At 38.4% G+C, this 20,919-nt stretch carries 11 protein-coding genes; 6 read left to right on the plus strand and 5 right to left on the minus strand.

Going from position 1 to position 20,919, the window contains the following annotated elements:
* Nucleotides 1–467: 467 nt before the first annotated feature.
* Entirely contained in the window at nucleotides 468–1,730 is a 1,263-nt protein-coding gene (locus tag ABVT42_RS13935) for a hypothetical protein (RefSeq protein WP_353896766.1), read from the minus strand.
* A gap of 986 nt (nucleotides 1,731–2,716) precedes the next feature.
* On the opposite strand from ABVT42_RS13935, the gene aroG reads away from it, so the two are divergent.
* A complete protein-coding gene (gene aroG / locus ABVT42_RS13940) occupies nucleotides 2,717–3,754 on the plus strand; it encodes a 3-deoxy-7-phosphoheptulonate synthase AroG (protein ID WP_353896767.1) in 1,038 nt (345 codons plus the stop codon).
* A 45-nt stretch (nucleotides 3,755–3,799) separates the two neighbouring features.
* Here the strand turns inward: aroG and ABVT42_RS13945 are convergent, their stop codons facing one another.
* The 3 genes from ABVT42_RS13945 to ABVT42_RS13955 form a co-directional block, all read right to left on the minus strand.
* Entirely contained in the window at nucleotides 3,800–4,519 is a 720-nt protein-coding gene (locus tag ABVT42_RS13945; RefSeq protein WP_353896768.1) for a glycerophosphodiester phosphodiesterase, read from the minus strand.
* A gap of 140 nt (nucleotides 4,520–4,659) precedes the next feature.
* Complete coding sequence (locus tag ABVT42_RS13950) at nucleotides 4,660–5,778, minus strand: 3-deoxy-7-phosphoheptulonate synthase (protein WP_353896769.1); 1,119 nt, start codon at nucleotides 5,776–5,778, stop codon at nucleotides 4,660–4,662.
* 195 nt (nucleotides 5,779–5,973) lie between these two features.
* Complete coding sequence (locus ABVT42_RS13955; protein ID WP_353896770.1) at nucleotides 5,974–6,162, minus strand: hypothetical protein; 189 nt, start codon at nucleotides 6,160–6,162, stop codon at nucleotides 5,974–5,976.
* A gap of 357 nt (nucleotides 6,163–6,519) precedes the next feature.
* Here ABVT42_RS13955 and ABVT42_RS13960 point away from each other — a divergent pair, with 357 nt between their 5' ends.
* The 5 genes from ABVT42_RS13960 to ABVT42_RS13980 all read left to right on the plus strand — a co-directional run bounded on the left by ABVT42_RS13960 (nucleotide 6,520) and on the right by ABVT42_RS13980 (nucleotide 20,011).
* Complete coding sequence (locus tag ABVT42_RS13960; protein WP_353896771.1) at nucleotides 6,520–9,147, plus strand: bifunctional diguanylate cyclase/phosphodiesterase; 2,628 nt, start codon at nucleotides 6,520–6,522, stop codon at nucleotides 9,145–9,147.
* A gap of 300 nt (nucleotides 9,148–9,447) precedes the next feature.
* Nucleotides 9,448–11,328 carry a GNAT family N-acetyltransferase gene (locus tag ABVT42_RS13965; protein ID WP_353896772.1) on the plus strand — a complete coding sequence of 627 codons (1,881 nt, stop codon included), beginning with the start codon at nucleotides 9,448–9,450 and terminating at the stop codon, nucleotides 11,326–11,328.
* A 91-nt stretch (nucleotides 11,329–11,419) separates the two neighbouring features.
* Nucleotides 11,420–12,346 (plus strand): histone deacetylase family protein, encoded by a 927-nt coding sequence (locus tag ABVT42_RS13970; RefSeq protein ID WP_353896773.1) that lies wholly within the window; start codon nucleotides 11,420–11,422, stop codon nucleotides 12,344–12,346.
* 364 nt (nucleotides 12,347–12,710) lie between these two features.
* On the plus strand, nucleotides 12,711–15,986 hold the full coding sequence (locus ABVT42_RS13975; protein WP_353896774.1) for a S41 family peptidase: 3,276 nt from the start codon (nucleotides 12,711–12,713) through the stop codon (nucleotides 15,984–15,986).
* A gap of 662 nt (nucleotides 15,987–16,648) precedes the next feature.
* Nucleotides 16,649–20,011 carry a methylmalonyl-CoA mutase family protein gene (locus ABVT42_RS13980; protein ID WP_353896775.1) on the plus strand — a complete coding sequence of 1,121 codons (3,363 nt, stop codon included), beginning with the start codon at nucleotides 16,649–16,651 and terminating at the stop codon, nucleotides 20,009–20,011.
* Nucleotides 20,012–20,107: 96 nt separating this feature from the next.
* Here the strand turns inward: ABVT42_RS13980 and ABVT42_RS13985 are convergent, their stop codons facing one another.
* Entirely contained in the window at nucleotides 20,108–20,806 is a 699-nt protein-coding gene (locus ABVT42_RS13985; RefSeq protein ID WP_353896776.1) for a hypothetical protein, read from the minus strand.
* Nucleotides 20,807–20,919: the final 113 nt, after the last annotated feature.

A 20,919-nucleotide genomic window follows, 5' to 3' on the forward strand; every position in this document is an offset into this window, starting at 1 on the left:
TCATCAATCCTTGACGTAGAGGAGATTATCGATGAATAGGCTTATTTCCCTTGTTTTCCATAAATATCAATTACCAATTTAGGTAATTGCATTGTAAAAGTCCTTCCCAGTTCCGTAGATACATTAAGTTGCCTTGTTAATTTCGCGAGATTTTATTATCTCTAATAATTTTTAGCAATCTTTTTTTAGACTTTAACTCAATCTTTATAAACATTCACTTTATTCCTCTGAATTGACAAGATTAAGCTTTAAACAACTTTACTGATTCAATGAACAAGCTAACAAACCTACTATTTATTTGGATTTAAAATAAGTCAGTAAATTATCTTTATCATGAAAATAATTGAAACTAGATCAGGACACCCATTTTTCATATTTTTTTAATGTCAACTAACTATAAGCCACAAAGAAAAAATGCACCATCCCGGTGCATTTTAAATAATAGCAATACCAACTCAATCCTTTAGCTAACTTTCATTATGCATAACAACTTTTTCAACTTGTTTATTATTTGCATTTGTTATTACTAGTGTGTTTTTCCCAGGTGATAAAAATACGGCCTTATTATCTTGAGGAGATAAAATGACTATTTTATCTAATGGAACTTCATCTTTATGTTTAAATTTAAAAACTTCGATAATACAAGGGTATGAATTTTCACAGTCCTTTGAACTTATATTATATTTTTTTCTTCCTAAAGAAGCCCACTCGGGTCTTCCATCTACATAGATTGTTCTTGGCCAAAAAGCAGTAATATCCGATTTATTTTCACCTGAACTCCAAATTTTATCATCTTTTACAAAAACAAAAGGATACTTTAATTTTGTATCTTCTACCGCTTTTGTATAGCTTGAATGTTCATATTTAACGTTGATTTTTTCAGTTCGTGTTGTTTGGTCAATGGTAAACGTTTCCAAACCAGTCATTTCTTTAAGCTTACTTGCTAACCACGTCTCTTCATTAATATGAGCAAATCCAACATGGATAATAATTTTAGCTTTTGGATCTTTATCAAAAACTTTTTCTTTGATGATTAGTGCCGAATCGGTTTCTCGCTCATCGGTTGTGTTAAGTTTACTTGGCTTATGCATGTCATATGAAATTATTTCAAAGCCAATTTCTTTTGCTTTAAGTACGAGGTTGGCATAGAGAGATTCAACAGTATAATAACCCACCTCATGACTAACATAACCTTTCTCAAGTTCCATTGCCGCCGATTTGCCAAAAGCTTCTGCGGCAAAGTAACGATACCCCTGCTCCCAAAGCTTAGGGAGTAATCGATAAGTTAGCACTCGGTGCTGCGCGATATGATGTGCTTCATTAACCATAACAATTCGATGGTCTTTGGCATGTTTTAGAATTTCGTTTACTGCATCCTTAGTTTTGTAACCAACTAACTTGTCAGGAGGCGACTTTCCTTCCCAATCTCTATATTCATTTTCTAAAACCTTTTGATGCAAACCAGCCAAAGAATAATAAAAACTAATATTTTGCTTAATGAAATCTAAAAGCAGCGAATTATCAGCATATTTATCTAAAAGCATTTCTAGATAATTGATCTTTTCAACAATATTTTTTCCTTGAATATTTTTATTGATTTCGGCGCCAACTTTATTAACTTCCAATAGCACCTCTTGATAATCATTTTTTGTTGAAAGTTCTTTTTTTTCATCAGCTATAGAATAAGCAGACATCGATATGATTAGAAAGCACAGTATTATTTTATTCATAATAATCCCTTTTTATTGTTCTATATGCCAAATAAAAAACAGAGGTTAAGAGAAGAATCAATAGATTAATCAATCTACATATTATTGCGTTTAACTTTTTATAAAATCTATAGAGCTCAAGGTATGTTGTCAAAAATCATACTAATATTTAAATTTAATCTATTATTTTTTAATCACCGAAAAAAATCTAACGCGTTCAAACCAGTCTGTCAATATATTCTTAGACGCCCATAAAAAGTTATTTGGCGTGAACGAGAGACAATTTCTTTAAGAAGAGACTTTTATTCATGCAAGCAAGAAAATTAATTAAATTTTTTTCTTTAAACTTAATAAAAAATATTTTCAGAAAAAATTTCTTTATTTTAATTACTAGGATTTCGAATATCATACCTGATAATTATCAAAAAACTTAATTAGCTGAATAGAAATTTCAAAAGGTTACATCATTGTTCCAGATAAATCGCTTTCAAGTACTCAAAGAACTCCCCAACCATATTGCTTTGAAAAGCAAGAAAACGGACATTTATTTTTTGAAGTCATGCAAGATCCATCAGATAAAAATCGATTCCATGTTCATGAAGTGTTTACCTGCGCCAGTTCGTTTAAAGTACATCAATCCAAAGTAAAAAGCTCAGTTTGGGGAAAGGTATCGAACAAAGTATCAAGACATATTCAATCGAAGGTCTGACCGATAGTTCGACCGAGTAACTGACTCAATAATATCGATAGCGATAAGTGATAAGTGATAAGTGATAATGGCTTTTGCTTCTATTCATTGAATGCACAGGATTTTTTTTCAAAAATCAAATGACTATAACAATGCATCAAACACTTACTTGAAAGTGCAACATTATTTGCTGGTATTGCAAATAAATTATTATAACTAATTGTTCCAAAGTCTTTTTCAGTTTAAATTCATGTGCGGCTTAACCAATAATCTGTGATAATAAAGCCAAGCAATAAACCTATGGAAAAGACAGTTGAATATGCACTACCAAACCGATGATGTCCGTATTGATAAAATCAAAGAATTACTGCCACCTATCGCCCTGTTGGAAAAATTTCCTATTGACGACAATGCCATTCAGACCGTCGTAGAGGGTCGAACGAATATTCAAGAAATACTCAGTGGCCAAAGCAATAAATTATTAGTCATAATTGGGCCTTGCTCTATTCATGATCCACAAGCAGCGATTGAATATGCACGTCGTTTAAAACCGCTCCGTGAAAAATACAAAGATAAACTCGAAATTGTTATGCGCGTCTACTTTGAAAAGCCACGCACAACTGTAGGCTGGAAAGGCTTAATTAATGATCCATGTCTGGATAACAGTTTTAAAATTAATGATGGATTACGCATCGCTCGTAAGCTGTTATTAGAAATAAATCAAATGGGTTTGCCGACCGCAGGTGAATACCTAGATATGATTACCCCACAGTATCTGGCAGATTTAATGAGCTGGGGAGCAATTGGCGCTCGCACAACAGAATCACAGGTACATCGAGAACTGGCTTCGGGCTTATCTTGCCCAGTTGGTTTTAAAAATGGCACTGATGGGAATATAAAAATTGCAATTGATGCAATTGGTGCAGCCAGTTCACCACATCATTTTTTATCGGTTACCAAGTATGGTCACTCTGCCATCGTGCAAACTGCTGGCAACAAAGACTGTCATATTATTTTGCGTGGTGGTAAAGAACCCAACTATTCAAGCCAACATATTCAGCAAGTTGTTAAAAAATTAACAGATGCCAAGTTACCAACTAAAGTCATGGTTGATTTTAGTCATGCCAACAGTAACAAAGTCTTTAAAAATCAGTTATTGGTTTGTGAAGATATTTGTCAGCAAATCAACGCGGGCGAAGAAAATATTTTTGGAGTGATGGTTGAGAGTTTTCTTGAAGAAGGCAATCAGAAGCTAGTGAATAATAAAGCCGAAGTATTTGGTCAGAGTATCACAGATGCTTGTATAGGCTGGCAAGATACACTCGATCTGCTAGAAAAACTTTATCAATCCAAATAGTAAAACCCCAAAGTGCTCGCTTGAATTTTAATCAGCCTGCTCATACTATTGTGCAGGCTTTTCATTTAGTTTTAAATGGGCAATACGTATCATTGAACGAGTTGGAAAGTTACTAAAAATCCCATCAACGCCCATATGCAGTAAATCTTCGATATCATCTTCATCATCGACAGTATAAACAAAAACTTTTAGTCCTCTTGCATGGGCATCATCAACAAATGTCTGATTAACAAAATCCACATCAATATGCACACTGTATGCCGATAGTTTTTCTGCAAACATGGCATATTCAAGCGGCAAGCTCGCAGTTAATGCGCCAATTTGCCAATCAGGATGCTTTAATTTAAATTCATTTAATAAATGATGATTGAAGGAAGATATAAGAAATTGTTCACGCTGAAAATTTAATTCACTGACAGCTTTTTGGAGTTGCCTGAATACCGACTCAACAATATTTTCCGTTTTCAATTCGATATTTAAACCACATTGCCCATTAACCAATGCCAAGACTTCCCATAAAGTCGGAATCTGCTGTCCGCCACCCGCATCAAGTGTTCGTATTTCGTAAAATTGTTTTTCCGCAATACGACCTTGACCATTTGTGGTGTGGTGTAAATGACGATTATGAATAACGACCAGTTCTTGTTCGACTTTGTGCACATCAATTTCTATCGCATCGACTTGCATATTAATAGCCATTTCAATAGCTAATAATGTATTTTCAGGTGCATGTCCACTGGCACCACGATGAGCAAAAACCTTCACGATTCTACCTTTTCAAATTAAACACTTGTGCGTCACCAATGAAACTGATTTTATTGGTAGTATGAGTAAACAAAGTTACCTTTCGGTAACTCTGCCAAGCATAGACTCATCTTGTTTAAACGACAAGACTAATAAACGGACTAAAAGGTAACACCATTACGAATTGAAGACAGTACTTTATCTCGCTCGCGCAACTGATTTGCGGCTTCAACTAAACATTGTTCAGTTGTAGGCCAATCAATACAAGCATCGGTAATAGAAACGCCATACTTTAATGTTTGCAAATCATCAGGAACCGGTTGGTTTCCGGCATGAAGATGACTTTCCAGCATAAAACCAACAATTGATTCGTTACCCGCAACAATCTGCTGAACAATATCGGCTAACACTAGAGGTTGGCGCATATGATCTTTATTTGAATTACCATGACTACAATCCACCACCATATACGGATTTAATCCCGCAGCATTGAGTTTCTTCTCATATTGGGCGACATCAGCAGCTTGATAATTTGGTGTAGTGCCTCCCCTTAAAATAACGTGTCCATGTGGATTGCCTTTGGTTTCCATTAGTGTGACTTGTCCCAACTGATTAATTCCTAAAAAACTGTGACCACTAGCAGCGGCTTTCATTGCATTAATTGCTGCCGATGCAGATCCATCGGTACCATTTTTAAAGCCAACCGGCATCGATAAACCACTGGCCATTTCTCGATGAGTTTGCGACTCACTGGTACGCGCGCCTATGGCCGCCCAACTAATCAATTCAGATAGGTATTGCGGTGAAATGGGATCGAGCACTTCAGTTGCAACAGGAATTTCCATTTCAGCCATCCAAATCAATAATTCACGTGCTAAAAGTAATCCGTCTTCAACTTCAAAGCTATTATTCAAATAAGGATCATTAATCAGTCCTTTCCAACCAACGGTAGTACGCGGTTTCTCAAAATAGACCCGCATTACAATAAACAATTCATCATTTAACGTTTCACTTAATTGGCGTAAGCCAAGTGCAAACGCCTTTGCGGCATCAATATCATGTATAGAGCAAGGTCCAACGATAGCCAGTTTACGTGGATCTTTTCCGGTAACTATATCGGCAATCGTTGCGCGGGATTGGGCGATAAAATCAACCGCTTGTTCACTCACCGGTAATCGCTGTTTGATTTCATCTGGGGTTATAATGACTTTTTCAGCATTGATATTAACATTAACGACTCGTTTTAAATGTTCATTGTCAGCTATTTTTTTATTTAACATGGTAAATACTCTTTAACATTTTGTGTTTGCTTGTACTAACAAAGTTAATCCGATAACAAACGGTTACGTTGGTAGTAAAACTCATCTGATAATCTCATGTGAGTCATCAACTCAACATACAATGCAGTACAAATTAATCAGGTTTAAATCAATCGAAATTCAGCAAAGTGCCAATGCACAATTTTTAATGCACAATCAGAAAAAATGACGATATCGAAAGGAAAAATAAGAAAAGTAATAAGACAGGCTGGCAAAAAATACAGAAATAAAATGGTGTGATGACATTGTAGATGGATGTACTGTGATTGCTCGAGACGACTGTTGAGCAACAACTTGAGAGCGCAAGAATTGCGGATCTTGCACGATACCGGTGATTTGAGACACGACTTTATCCTCTATTTAAGGGTTTTCTATTTAAAAGCTTTGTGAAAGAACGAGGTTTAACATTGTTACCTAATTCCCGACTCTATTTGAACAAACTTTTAGGTATATAATTTACTCAACTATTAATAAATTTATTGACCAACATCACAAAAATATTATTAAGCGCATTTGAGACGCTAAAATCCTTGCAAGCTACCGCTTACTCAGACGACACCCAAACTCATAACACTATCATATTGTTTAGGCTATGTTTTTAATTTTATTGATTTTTTTGCTAATTTTGCGAAGAATTGCCAAACAAAATCCAGATATGGGTATATACTTTAGTAATTAGTAACTCCAATAAAATCCATCTGTTTGAATAACGATTTTGATAAAAAGCTAACTGAGCTTACCAATGAAATCAAGCTGTTACGTGCCCAAAACACACGTTTAGTGGCACAGGCAAAACAATATGCCGAGACCAAAAAATTACAGGATGCGCTATACAAAATTGTTGATATTACCAACTCATCTGAAGATCTTGACACCTACTTCCACCAGTTACACCTTATCGTTAGAGATTTAACTGAAGCGAAAAACTTCTTTATTGCATTAACTAATCAACCCACTCAGACATTGACCTTTCCTTATTTTGTCGATGAAGATGACCCAACAGGCAGTGTTACCCCCCAGAAAATTTATTCATTTGAAGACTATCGTGGTAGTCCAACCATGGCGGTCATCAACTCGGGCAAAATACAACACATCCACCAACAACAATTTGCTCAGTTTGCCTTTCATGGCAAATTACCCGAAGACTGGATAGGCGTACCATTAATACAGAAAAAAGAGGTGATCGGTGCGTTAGTGGTACAAAGCTATGAAAAAGACTTTAAATATAGCAGTCGCGATGAAAATCTGCTAATTTATGTGTCACAACATATCGCAACCAGTCTTAGACGCAAGCAAGATTCAGCAGCTTTAAAGCAGGCACATCGGCAGTTAAAAGTGATTAATCAGGAACTTGAAGCACGAGTGTCAGAACGTACTGAAGAGCTCAAGCAGATTAACCGCCAATTAGCCAAGGAAGTTCAAGAAAGACGTAACAGTGAAAAGGTTCAAAAAGCGCTGTATGAAATTACCGATTTAGTCAGTACGTCTTCTAACTTAAACAGTCTGTTTGAAGGCGTTCACCAGGTTATTTCTGAACTGATGTATGCCAAAAATGCAATTATTGCCATTCTGTCTGACGATCGAAAGCAATTAGACTTTCCTTATTTTGTTGATGAGTTTGATACCGCTCCAGAATCTTATAAGCTTGATCCAGAGCAATTTCATGAATACCCTTTTTTAACCATGAAGGTTTTAGCAACAGGTAATCCCATTTTAATCAATAATAAAGCAGAGCTGGCGCGAAAAACCGTGGGTACCAAGGCAATTTCCTGGCTCGGTGTTCCCTTAAAAGATAAAGACAAAACCTTCGGCGTATTTGTCATTCAAAGTTACGATATTAATCATATTCACTATGAGCGAGATTTGTCGATATTAAAAACCATAGCCAGTCAAATTTCAACCGCAATTTTACGCAAAGAAGATGCCGATGCACTCAAACAAGCGCATGAATATCTCGAGCATCGAGTCAAAGAAAGAACCTCCGTTTTAGAAAAAACGATTATCAAACGACGCAAAATTGAAAAACAGCTAGAGCATGAATCACTTCACGACTCACTCACAAAATTACCTAATCGTAAATTTCTGGCAGAACAGTTGAAACTGGTACTCAATGGCAGCAAATCCAATCGTGGTTGTGATATTGCCTTACTGTTTTTAGATTTGGATCGATTTAAAATTATTAATGACAGCTTAGGCCACCATATTGGTGATTTATTTTTAATCGAAGTCTCTAAACGATTACTCTCGTGTATGCGCAATGAAGATATCGTTGTAAGACTGGGTGGCGATGAGTTTTGTATTTTAATGTTTCAAGTTGACAATGAAAGTATCGCCGTTAGATTAGCAGAAAGGGTGTTATTTCAATTACGCAAACCAGTGCTGGTAGAGCAACACTCATTGATTACCAGTGCCAGTATTGGTGTACGCTTAGCAAAAGTAGGTGTGGATGATGCGGTACAAGTCATTGGTGATGCGGACTCGGCAATGTATCAAGCCAAAAACAATGGTAAAAATCGTTTTTGCTTGTTTGATGCAAATATCAAAAAAATCGTCTCGCAGCGACTCCAGCTAGAACAAGATTTGCGAGCAGCCATTGGAACGAATCAGATTACTTTATATTATCAGCCCATCTTCGATATTCACGCCAACCAAGTGGTTGGCACTGAAGCACTGCTGCGCTGGCGACACCCACAAAAAGGTTATATCAGCCCAGCAGAATTTATTCCAATAGCCGAAGAAACCGGATTAATTCAAGATATTGGAGAGTCTGTGGTCGATATGGCTTGTACAACATTAAAAGTCTTTTCGGCTTATCCGGAACTAACCGATCTGTACATTAATATTAATGTTTCAGCAATGCAGATTTTATCCCGTTCGCTGGATGAATATATTCGCAAACAAATTATAAAATACGATGTCAATCCAAATCGGTTAAATGCCGAAATTACCGAGAGCATTTTAATCGAAGACTTTAAGGCAGCAACTCACTTTGTGCAAGAACTCAAAGCTATCGGTATGAAAATTATTTTAGATGATTTTGGTACGGGTTACTCATCACTGAGCTACCTGCACCAGTTTCCATTTGATTTAATCAAACTGGATAAATCGTTTATTCAATCAACATCAGACAACAGTAGTAATGTAACGCTGATCGAATCGATTGTCTTTATGGCCACCAATCTGGGGATTGATGTGGTGGTTGAAGGGATCGAAACGGAACAACAAAAGCAGTTGGCAAAAGCATTAAATTGTAAATTTGGCCAAGGTTATTTATTTGCCGAACCGTTGCCCAAAGAAAATCTGATTACCTTAATGCTCAATCATATGTGAGCGGCTTATTGATAACTTTAATCGATATTTAAATTTATCATTTAATTTATCATTTAATTTTTTCAGCAAAATCTACACTCATCGTGAATCACTTACTGAAATCACGTTTGAATCATTCGGCGTTAAATATCATCAGATTCAACATCACTGCTTATATCTCAATTGATTTCGATCAAATCATCAAAACTTAACATAAAGACTTTATAACCTCAGTGTAGAATAATTATGTCTTCCATAAACGTATCTGGCAAAGTGAAAAAGCCGACATACCCAATAAGGCGACAAACAAAGGAACCGGTAATGAGTAAGATGACGCTGATTCAACGAGAAAATAATCACCCCATTCAATGGCAAGATTTCTTAAAGTCGGGCGACCGAATTTTTATTGGCTCTAATGCCGCGGTTCCTAATCGACTCATGAATCATCTTATTGCCAATAGTGAGTCTTTTAAAGACATTGAAACCGTGCATATTTTAACCTTGTCCGATAATCTCTGGGCTGCTCCAGCGTATCAATCCCGCTTTAAAGTAAACGCCTTATTTATCGGCGGAAAAAATGTCAGAGAAGCCATTGCCGAAGGGCGCGCCGACTATACGCCCTGTTTTTTATCGGAAATCCCCACCTTATTTGAAGAAAATATTTTACCGCTAAATGTTGCGGTAATTATGGTTAGTCCGCCCGATGAATACGGGTATTGCTCATTGGGCGTAAGTGTCGATATCGTTTCAAGCGCCGTTGAAAACGCACGCTATGTTGTCGCACAAATTAATCCGGCAATGCCAAAAACTAATGGACACAGTTTTATTCACATCAATCAGATTTATGCTTTTATGCAAGCAGAAGAACCACTACCTGAACTACCGGTGCCAGAGCTGGATAAAGTTACAGAACAAATTGGACAGTATGTGGCCATGCTAGTTGAAAATGGTGCGACCCTGCAATTAGGTATCGGCAAAATTCCTGACGCTGTTTTGCGTTATTTGATTAATCACAAAGATTTGGGGGTTCACAGTGAAATGATTTCTGACGGTATTATCGATTTAATGCTTAAAGGTGTCATTAATAATCGCCAGAAAACATTTCACCGAGGTAAAACAATCACCACTTTTTGTATGGGCACAAAACGACTATACGATTTTGTCAATGGCAATCCACATGTTGAGTTTTATCCATCAAAACATGTTAACTCACCTATTAATATCGCACGAAACAACAATATGATTTCAATTAATAGCGCAATAGAAGTCGATTTAACTGGTCAAGTGGTTGCCGACTCAATAGGCTATCGATTTTTTAGCGGTATTGGCGGCCAGGTCGATTTTATTCGCGGCGCTTCACTCAGTCCCGGCGGCAAGCCAATTATTGCGCTCCCTTCCACCACCAAAGATGGCAAAATTTCTAAAATTGTTCCACATCTGACACAAGGAAGTGGCGTTGTCACCTCGCGAGGCCATGTCCATTATGTGGTCACCGAATATGGTATTGCTTACTTGCGTGGTAAAAGTATTCGAGAACGCGCACTGGAGTTGATTCGAGTTGCTCACCCAAAATTTAGAGCGCAATTACTTAAAGAAGTCAGAGCACACTATTGGGTGCCCGAATATCAAGAAAACACTCCAACTTCAGTTCCCGAACTTGGCAGCGTCGAATTTAAATCTTTTACTTTTAAAAATGAAGCATATCAATTAAGACCACTTAATCCAGCAGATGAACGCAAGCTTCAGGAATTCTTTTATTCACATAATAAAGAAACCCTGCTGTCGCGTTACAACAATTATGTTACCCAAATGAGCCGTGAAAAGTCGTGTAACTTAGTCAGCGTGAATCAGCACCGCGATCTGGCATTGTGCTTTACGCAAAAAGATCATCTTGGTGAAAAAATTCAAGCTGTTGGTCGCTACTATTATATTCCAGCAGATAATAGCTGCGAAGTGGCTTTTGTTATTCGCGAGTCAAAGCGCGGTCAAGGCATGGCAACGGCACTGCTAAATGAGATGATTACAATTGCTCGGCAAAGAAAGATCGGTAAAATGCTTGCGTTAGTCCGTACAGATAACATCTCTATGCATCATGTTTTTACAAAACAAGGATTCAAACCAATCGCAAAACCGGATATGAATAATTCGCAAACGAATCCTTTAATTTTTGATGATGTATGTTTGCAACTAGTCCTGAACTAAGCCAAAATAAATTAACTCTCATCGATTATTAGCTCGGGAAATTCGTTTTGTATAAAATTTCGAATATTTTACCAACAGCTTGAGGAAATTTATGTCCGTTGGAATCATCAGCCATCCGCAATGCCAATCGCATGATATGGGCGCACACCACCCCGAAAGTCCTGCACGACTGAGTGTGATTAACGATTATCTTATTATTTCTGGATTGGAAAGTGTTCTCAAACATTACCAAGCAACACCGATCAAACGCGAGTTACTCGAGCTGGCTCATGACCGTGAATATATCGCCCACATTTTTGACAATGCACCAACCACCGGTCAATATAATTTAGATGGTGATACGTTGATGACACCACACACCTTGCCTGCCGCCCTACTTGCAGCAGGCGCCGCTGTTAATGGTGTAGACTTGATTATGCAACAGACCCTTACGCAGGTATTTTGTGCTACCCGACCACCGGGCCACCATGCAACACGTCGTCAGGCAATGGGGTTTTGCCTGTTCAATAATATCGCTATTGCTGCACGCTATGCACAAACCCAACATCATTTAAAACGAGTCGCTATTTTAGACTTTGATGTTCATCATGGTAACGGCACGCAAGATATCGTGCAGGATTCCGCAGACATTCTTTTGTGTTCCAGTTTTCAGTCACCCTTTTATCCTTATAGCGGAACCGAGCCAACTAGCGCCAATATCATTAATTCACCACTGGCTGCTGGAGAAGGCAGCACAGAGTTTCGTGCATTAGTTGAACAACACTGGTTACCTGCACTGCACGATTTTAAACCTGAAATGCTTTTTATTTCGGCAGGATTCGATGCGCACATTGAAGATGAAATGGCACAAATCTGCTTGACTGAAAAAGACTACTATTGGGTCACTCAGCAATTGGTGCAATTTGCCAACACGCATTGCCAACAACGCATCTTATCGGCGCTAGAAGGAGGTTATTCGCTAGATGCATTAGGTCGCAGTGTTGTCGCGCATTTAAACGGCTTAATCGATACGGTTTAATAGATAGCGATGAGTCATCGTACTTTTAAAAAATTATTCGTCTGTCGATTATTCCGTGGATTTAACTCATTGAATAAATCGCATTGATAGATTTATTCGACATATGTGATTGGGTTTAAACCGTCATTCGTTATACCTGTACCCCTTGCTATCGGTGACAATCAGCATTTTTTCAATCTCAATCAATCAGTTACAAAAAGAAACAATTTAGTATTTTTTCAATCTTACTCTGCATACCAATTGAATTGCAGCTATAGTATTCTTATTTGATTATATTTTCCGATTGACCAGTAGTTGCCAAGTAATAATAACTTTAAGCCTTTAACGACGGTCAAAAACAATAAACTAATTACAGGAAATCTCAATGAAACTTCGACTATTAATACCCTTAATATGCGGGTTGAGTGGAACCTTGTCTGCAGCACCTGGTTACTATCGTTCACCTGACCTCAATAAAGATACCCTGGTATTTACCGCAGAAGGTGATCTTTGGTTATCGCAATTAAACTCGGGTCAGGCAAAGCGTTTGACCACTCACCCAGCAGAAGAATATCAAGCAGCCATTTCTCCCGACGGCAAATGGGTTGCTTACGCAGCCAATTACGAAGGCCGCATCGAAGCTTATGTCATTCCGATTACAGGTGGCCTGCCCAAGCGAGTCAGCTTTGAAAACAGCAGCATTCGTGTACAAGGTTGGACGAAAGATGGTCAAGTACTTTTCAGTACCAATAGCCATGTGGGACCAACAGGTAACTGGACACTAAAACAAGTCGATCCCGATAACTTGAATACCCAAGCAATTCCACTGGCAGATGCTGTCGAGGGTGCGGTTGATAGTAAGGGAGAATATATATACTTTGTCCAGTTTGGGATGCAAGTTTCGACCGACTCAACCAAAGTTTATCGCGGCGGTGCCGAAGGCGAATTGTGGCGTTATAAACTGAATTCAAGCAAAGAAGCCCAACCACTTACCAAAAATCACACTGGCTCGGTACGTATGCCGATGGTCAACAATAGCAAAGTTTATTTTATCAGCGATGCCAGCGGTAACGATAACATCTGGTCAATGGCATTTGATGGTTCTAACATCAAGCAAGTCACCCAATATAAAGATTGGCCGATTCGCTCTGCTAAAATTGATGGCAATCAGATTGTTTATCAATTAGGTGCTGATTTAAAAGTACTCGATTTGAGCACCAACAAAAGTCAAATTGTTAATATTGCATTAACTTCTGATTTTCCTAACCTTCGAGATAAATGGGTCAAGCAACCACTGACTTATTTAAATGCCTCAAGTTTATCAGGTGATGGAAAAAAAGTTGTCATTACGGCTCGTGGCCGAGTTGCCATTGCTGGAACCGATGAAGCACGTTTAGTCGAAGTAGCAACTCCAGCGGATTCGCGTACTCGCAATGCCGTTTTAAGCCATGATGGCAAATGGGTTTATGCGCTGAACGATTCAACCGGTGAAATGGAAATTTGGCAATTTGCTGCCGATGGAAGTAAACAATCTAAGCAGTTAACCGATGACGGTAAAATTTTCCGCTGGAATCTGCATCCATCACCCGATGGCAAATGGCTGGCTCATGATGATAAATCGGGTAATCTTTGGTTATTAAATTTAAAGTCTGGCAAAAATAAAAAAATTCTTTCTAAAAATGGCTCAATAAGCCCCTATCAAGATATTGTTTGGTCAAACGATAGTAAATTGATTGCAATTACCCGCAACCGAGACACAGACCAACGCAGTCGTATCAGTTTATATTCTTTAGATAATGGCAAAACCACGCTACTGACTTCTGACAAATATGTGTCTTACTCTCCAGCTTTTAGCCCCGATGGCAACTGGTTATACTTTTTATCGGCAAGACATTTTAATGCAACACCAGGATCACCTTGGGGAGATCGCAACTTTGGTCCAATGTTTGACCGACGCGCGCTAATTTATGCATATGCATTGCGCAAAGATGCAGAGTTTGCCTTTCAAGCACCTACCGAATTAACTCATCAAGCTGCGGCCAATAAAAAAGATGAGGATGACGATAAAAAAGACAAGAAAGACAAAAATGTTGTTGACTGGGATGGTTTACAAAATCGCTTGTGGCAAGTGCCTGTCTCGTCTGGCAACTACTATAACCTCGCCGTTAACGACACTCATATTTTTGTTCAAGACAGTGTTAACGAACCCAATTCAACACCGTCTATCAAATCGATAAAAATTAAACACAATACAAAAGTTAATGACTTTGCCAGTGGTGTTGCTTACTATGCATTATCAAATGACGGCAAAAATATGTACGTATTAAAACAAGGTGGCAATAACAGTAATATGTTTATTGTTGCGGCAGGTGATTCGTTTCCAAAAGATACAACCGATAACAAAGTTCGCACCGCAGGTTGGCAAATGGCAATATCCCCCAAGCAAGAATGGAAACAATTATTTCATGATGCGTGGTTAATGCACCGAGATTATATGTTCGATGCAAACATGCGTGGTTTAGACTGGAAGCAAGTTAAGAAAAAGTATGAACCACTGTTAGATCGCATAACAGATCGTTACGAACTTAACGATATTTTCAAACAAATGATGGGAGAGCTTAATGCCCTTCACTCTCAAGTCAGAGGCGGTGATGTTGCCCATGCAGACAATCAACCTGCACCAGGTTTGCTAGGCGCAAATTTGCAACAAACCTCTAAAGGCGTGGTTATCGAAAATATTTACTCTCACGAATTTGAATTACCATCAAGTGCTGCGCCCTTGAGAAAACCGGGGGTAGATGCTCGCGAAAAAGACGTGATTGTATCGATTAACGGTATCAAAACACCAACCATTAACGCGGTTAACATGGCACTAATGAATCAATCAGGCAAACAAGTTCTGTTAACCCTGAAACGCGGCAGCAAAACTCACGATACAGTTGTTGTTCCTGGTACGGTACGTGACGAATATGGCTTACGTTACAATGACTGGATACACAGTAACCGCCAAAAAGTTGAGAAGTCTTCTGATGATATTGGCTACTTGCATGTTTACGCAATGGGACCGAATGATATTGCCGCATTTGCGCGCGAATTTTACGCTAACTTTAATAAACAAGGATTAATTATTGATGTTCGTCGTAATCGCGGAGGCAATATTGACGCCTGGCTGCTTGAAAAATTACTGAAGCGCGCCTGGATGTTCTGGCAGACTCGAGGCGATAGTGCTTATACCAATATGCATCAAGCATTTAGAGGACACTTAGTGGTTCTGGCTGACCAGTTTACCTACTCTGACGGAGAAACGTTCACTGCGGGTATCAAAGCCCTTAATCTGGCGCCAGTCATCGGTAAAAGAACCGCCGGAGCTGGTGTGTGGTTGCGCGATGCCAATCGACTCTCAGATGGTGGTATGGCACGAGTTGCCGAGTTCCCTCAATATTCTTTAGATGGCCGCTGGCTGGTTGAAGGACACGGTGTCGAACCCACCATAGAAGTTGATAATCTACCTCACGCCACTTTTAAAGGTAAAGATGCTCAGTTGGAAGCAGCAATTGATTATTTAAAGAAAAAGTTAAAATCATTACCCGTTCCAACACTGAACAAAAAAGGTGATTTTCCAGACGCTAACACACCTGCCGAAGATATTTTAAAGAAATAATTCTTTAACCTGTCCAACCCGAAAAGCGCGATAAACATCGCGCTTTTTTTATGCAAAATAATTTTGACTCAGTTGTATTTCAATTGAATAACACGATAAAAATCCGAGCAATCTTTCAATATTCTTAATTATCTCAAGTTGTTTTACAAAGTGAGGAAAAGAGTCTAACTATCGTTATCATCCAGCTCAAATAATAGATATTAGAATCGGACGCTACGGATTTTTAACTACACTGATATTGACTCATACATTATGGCAGCCTGGCGCAACTAAGAAACTAAGAAACTGATTTTTAATGAATAAATCATTAACTCATAGGTGTTAAGGTCTGAGAATATCGCCCAGTAAATTATTTTTTGTTATAATATGCGCCGAAAATTACCGTGAAAAAAAATATCACTCACGGAATAAATGAATAAAATCACATGAATTATTGATAATTTTTTTAATTTAATTCGCCTAAAATGCCATTAAATAACAAATTATCTGTTTAAAGCAATGCACTCAATAGCGTTAATTCAGGTGCGAAATAGTTAACTTAGGTACGAAGATTTTAAGGTGTGAAATTTTACTTATAAAAATAGAATTATTTCACCGTATAAAATTTATAGTGGTTGTTCGGATACAGTGCCAATAAACTGGCCATTGAAAGAAGGTATACAATGTCTCAACAAAATCAGAAACCTTATCAATCCAAAAACAAGATCAGAATTGTTACCGCCGCCTCATTATTTGATGGACATGATGCAGCGATTAATATTATGCGTCGTATTATTCAATCAAGCGGCTGTGAAGTTATCCATTTAGGCCATAACCGTAGCGTTCAAGAAGTTGTTGAGTGCGCCATACAAGAAGATGTACAAGCCATCGCAATGACCTCTTATCAGGGCGGACATGTTGAATATTTAAAATATATGGTGGACTTACTCAACGAACGAGGCTGTGGCCATATCCGTGTTTTTGCCGGTGGTGGAGGTGTTATTTTGCCAGAAGAAATTGAGCAGTTACATGCGCATGGCGTTGCTAGAGTATATTCACCCGATGACGGACGAGAAATGGGATTACAAGGAATGATTAACGATTTAATCGAAAAGTCAGACTTTACGACTGGCGAATCCCCCGTTGAAGCACTGCCTCAATATCAAAATCATAAACATATCGGTCAACTTATCTCTGCGGCCGAAAATTATTCAGAAAAAAATCAGGCATTACTTCAACAAATTCGTGAAGCCGCACAGCAGGCCAGTACTCCAGTATTAGGTATTACCGGTACAGGCGGAGCAGGCAAATCGTCTTTAGTCGATGAATTGGTTAGACGCTTTTTACTGGATTTTGACGATAAAAATATTGCAATTATTTCCGTTGATCCATCAAAAAGAAAAACTGGCGGCGCTTTACTTGGCGATAGAATTAGAATGAACTCTATTAATAATGACCGCGTTTATATGCGTTCATTAGCGACCCGGCAATCAAACCTCGCCTTATCACCACATATTCAAGATGCGGTTAATATTGTTAAAGCCGCAGGTTTTGATCTGGTCATTTTGGAAACTTCAGGCATCGGTCAGTCCGATACAGAAATCGAAGAGCACTCTGATGTTTCCATGTATGTTATGACGCCAGAATATGGGGCCGCAACTCAACTTGAAAAAATTGATATGCTGGATTTTGCCGATATCATCGCTATCAATAAGTTTGATAAACGCGGCGCGCTTGACGCACTGCGCGATGTTCAAAAACAATATCAGCGTAATCATAAGCGTTTTGACGAAGCAACCGATACAATGCCAGTTTACGGCACAATTGCCAGTCAGTTTAATGACCCAGGAACCAATCAGCTTTATCGTAATTTAATGCTATTAATTAATGATAAAACCAGTCTCGATTTACAAACTCAATTTGAATCTGACGAAACCATTTCCGAAAAGATTTATATTATTCCGCCCAAACGCATACGCTATTTGGCCGAAATAGCAGAAAACAATCGTCATTATGATAGTTGGGTCAATCAGCAAGCAGAACAAGCACAAAAAGTGCAAGGCATTGTTGAAACGCTAGCGCTATGCGATGACGAACAGCTAAGACAAAATCTTGAAGTATTACGGCAACAAGTCGAACTCAAACTAGACCGCGAAAATAGTCTGCTCCTTGAACAATGGGATGAAGAGGCTTCACAATACCAGCAACCTGAATTTGTTTATCAAGTACGCAATAAAGATATCAAAGTAAGTACTTATACTCACTCATTATCAAATCAGCCTATCCCCAAAATATCGGTTCCCAAATATCGCAGTTGGGGTGATCGGCTAAAATGGAAATTGCAAGAAAACTATCCGGGACAATTTCCTTATACGGCAGGTGTATTTCCATTTAAGCGTGAAGGAGAAGACCCAACACGAATGTTTGCCGGAGAAGGAGGCCCGGAAAGAACCAATCGCCGTTTTCATTATGTTTCTAAAGGTATGCCCGCCGCACGACTTTCAACAGCCTTCGACTCGGTTACTTTGTATGGAGACGATCCTGACTATCGGCCAGATATTTACGGTAAAATTGGAAACTCTGGTGTTTCCATCTGTTGCCTTGATGACGCTAAAAAGCTTTATTCTGGCTTTCGTTTAACGGCACCGACCACATCGGTATCGATGACCATCAATGGCCCTGCCCCAATTTTAGTTGGCTTTTTTATGAATGCGGCTATCGATCAGGAGTGTGAAATTTATATCAAGGAAAATGGATTAGAAAGTGACGTCAGACAAAAAATAGCTGAAATTTTTGCCGCTAAAAATCTCCCTGTTCCCGTTTACCAAGGTGAAATTCCAGACGGTAACGATGGATTGGGATTAATGTTACTTGGCGTCAGTGGTGATCAGGTATTACCCGCAGAAACTTATCAAAAAATCAAAGCCGAAACGATTCAAAAAGTTCGTGGTACCGTACAAGCAGACATCTTAAAAGAAGATCAAGCACAAAATACCTGTATTTTTTCGACAGAATTTGCATTGCGCTTAATGGGAGATGTTCAGGAATATTTTATTAACAATGATATTCGTAACTTCTACTCGGTTTCAATTTCAGGCTATCACATCGCTGAGGCAGGCGCTAACCCGATTTCGCAACTGGCATTTACACTTGCCAATGGATTTACCTTCGTTGAATATTATCTTGCACGGGGCATGGATATTGACAAATTTGCACCAAACTTCAGTTATTTCTTTTCAAATGGTGTTGACCCCGAATACGCAGTGATTGGCCGAGTGGCTCGACGTATCTGGGCAAAAGCATTAAAGCATAAATATCATGCCAGCCCACGCGCGCAAATGCTCAAGTACCACATTCAAACTTCTGGTCGCTCATTGCATGCGCAAGAAATTGACTTTAATGATATTCGTACTACCTTACAAGCGCTTTATGCCATTTATGATAACTGTAACTCACTACATACTAATGCTTATGACGAGGCGATCACAACACCAACAGAAGCATCAGTCAGACGAGCGATGGCGATTCAATTAATTATTAATCGCGAGCTCGGACTCAATAAAAATCAAAATCCCCTGCAAGGTTCATTTATCATTGAAGAGCTAACCGATTTGGTAGAAGAAGCGGTGCTACTCGAATTTGAGCGAATCAGTGAGCGAGGTGGCGTTTTAGGAGCAATGGAGACCATGTATCAACGCTCAAAGATACAAGAAGAATCCATGCACTATGAAATGCTTAAACATACTGGTGAATACCCAATTATTGGCGTTAATACATTCTTATCATCAGAAGGCTCACCTACGGTTATTCCTGGTGAAGTTATCCGTTCAACTCAAGAAGAAAAGGACTATCAGATTGAAATGCTAACCCGATTGAAACAATGCTATGAGGTGCAAATTCAGCAACAAACTCAAGCCATTCAAGAGGCGGCTTTACAAAATCAGAATATTTTTGAAGTTTTGATGGAAGCAACAAAGTATTGTTCGCTTGGTACTATTTCTCAAACACTCTACCAGGTTGGTGGGCAATATCGCCGCAACATGTAATCGTAAGACCCTCAAAAATCCCGTAAATTTTCGGGATTTTTTTCTCTCACAAATTTTTCATTAGTTAGGCAAACAATTTCTTCAACTTAAAACGGCTCAAGTAAAAAGGTGAACAGAGTCTAAAATTTCACTCTCTGTTAAATAGCTATGGTTCATCCAGAGCAATGATGCAGGATCATGACATTCAACATTGTAAATAAATCGAAACTGCAAAAAATAAAACTTATCAATTGGCAAGCAATAGATCCGATTTTGATAACCTTCTTTACCAGGTCGAATATTGGCAGTATAAAATACAAATTGATGCTGCTTAAATGCAAGCAATCGATACCCACTTAATGGCTCAAATTTTAAAGCATGGTCTTCATGGTTTATTTGACTATTAAAACCATAATAACTACCCGAGTTATCATATCCAGGCGCATTAAAGTGATGCTCATATTCACTTAACAAATAAAATCCTAATTGATTTAAGCGCAATATTGGTTGATTCAAAACAGTACGTTTTAACTCAACAGACAACATTAATTGTCCAAGAAAACCTGATTGCGTTGCCGAATAATAATCCCAGAAAAACTCCGCAACAGGAACAAATCGGTGTTGTAGATATTGGGTTAACTGAGATTCAAACCAACCGCGCTGATAAATTGGAAATTGCAATTCCACAGCATGAATTTTTTCAACTTTAATTTTTGGATACAAAAAATTTAATTGATATTTATCGAAGCTTGCAGATAATTCATGGCATCGAGCTAAATCAGGCCCGCCTTTAAAAGTTTCAATCGACTGAGTCATTTCTCTCCCCGGAAGATGACTAAATCTGATGAGATTGATTTCATTAAGAATTCCATCTGGCAATAACCAAATGATAACTTGATTTCTTATACGACGGCAATCAAAACAACCAT

Origin of the sequence: Aliikangiella maris, assembly GCF_040719265.1 — a bacterium.
Taxonomy (GTDB): domain Bacteria; phylum Pseudomonadota; class Gammaproteobacteria; order Enterobacterales; family Kangiellaceae; genus Aliikangiella; species Aliikangiella maris.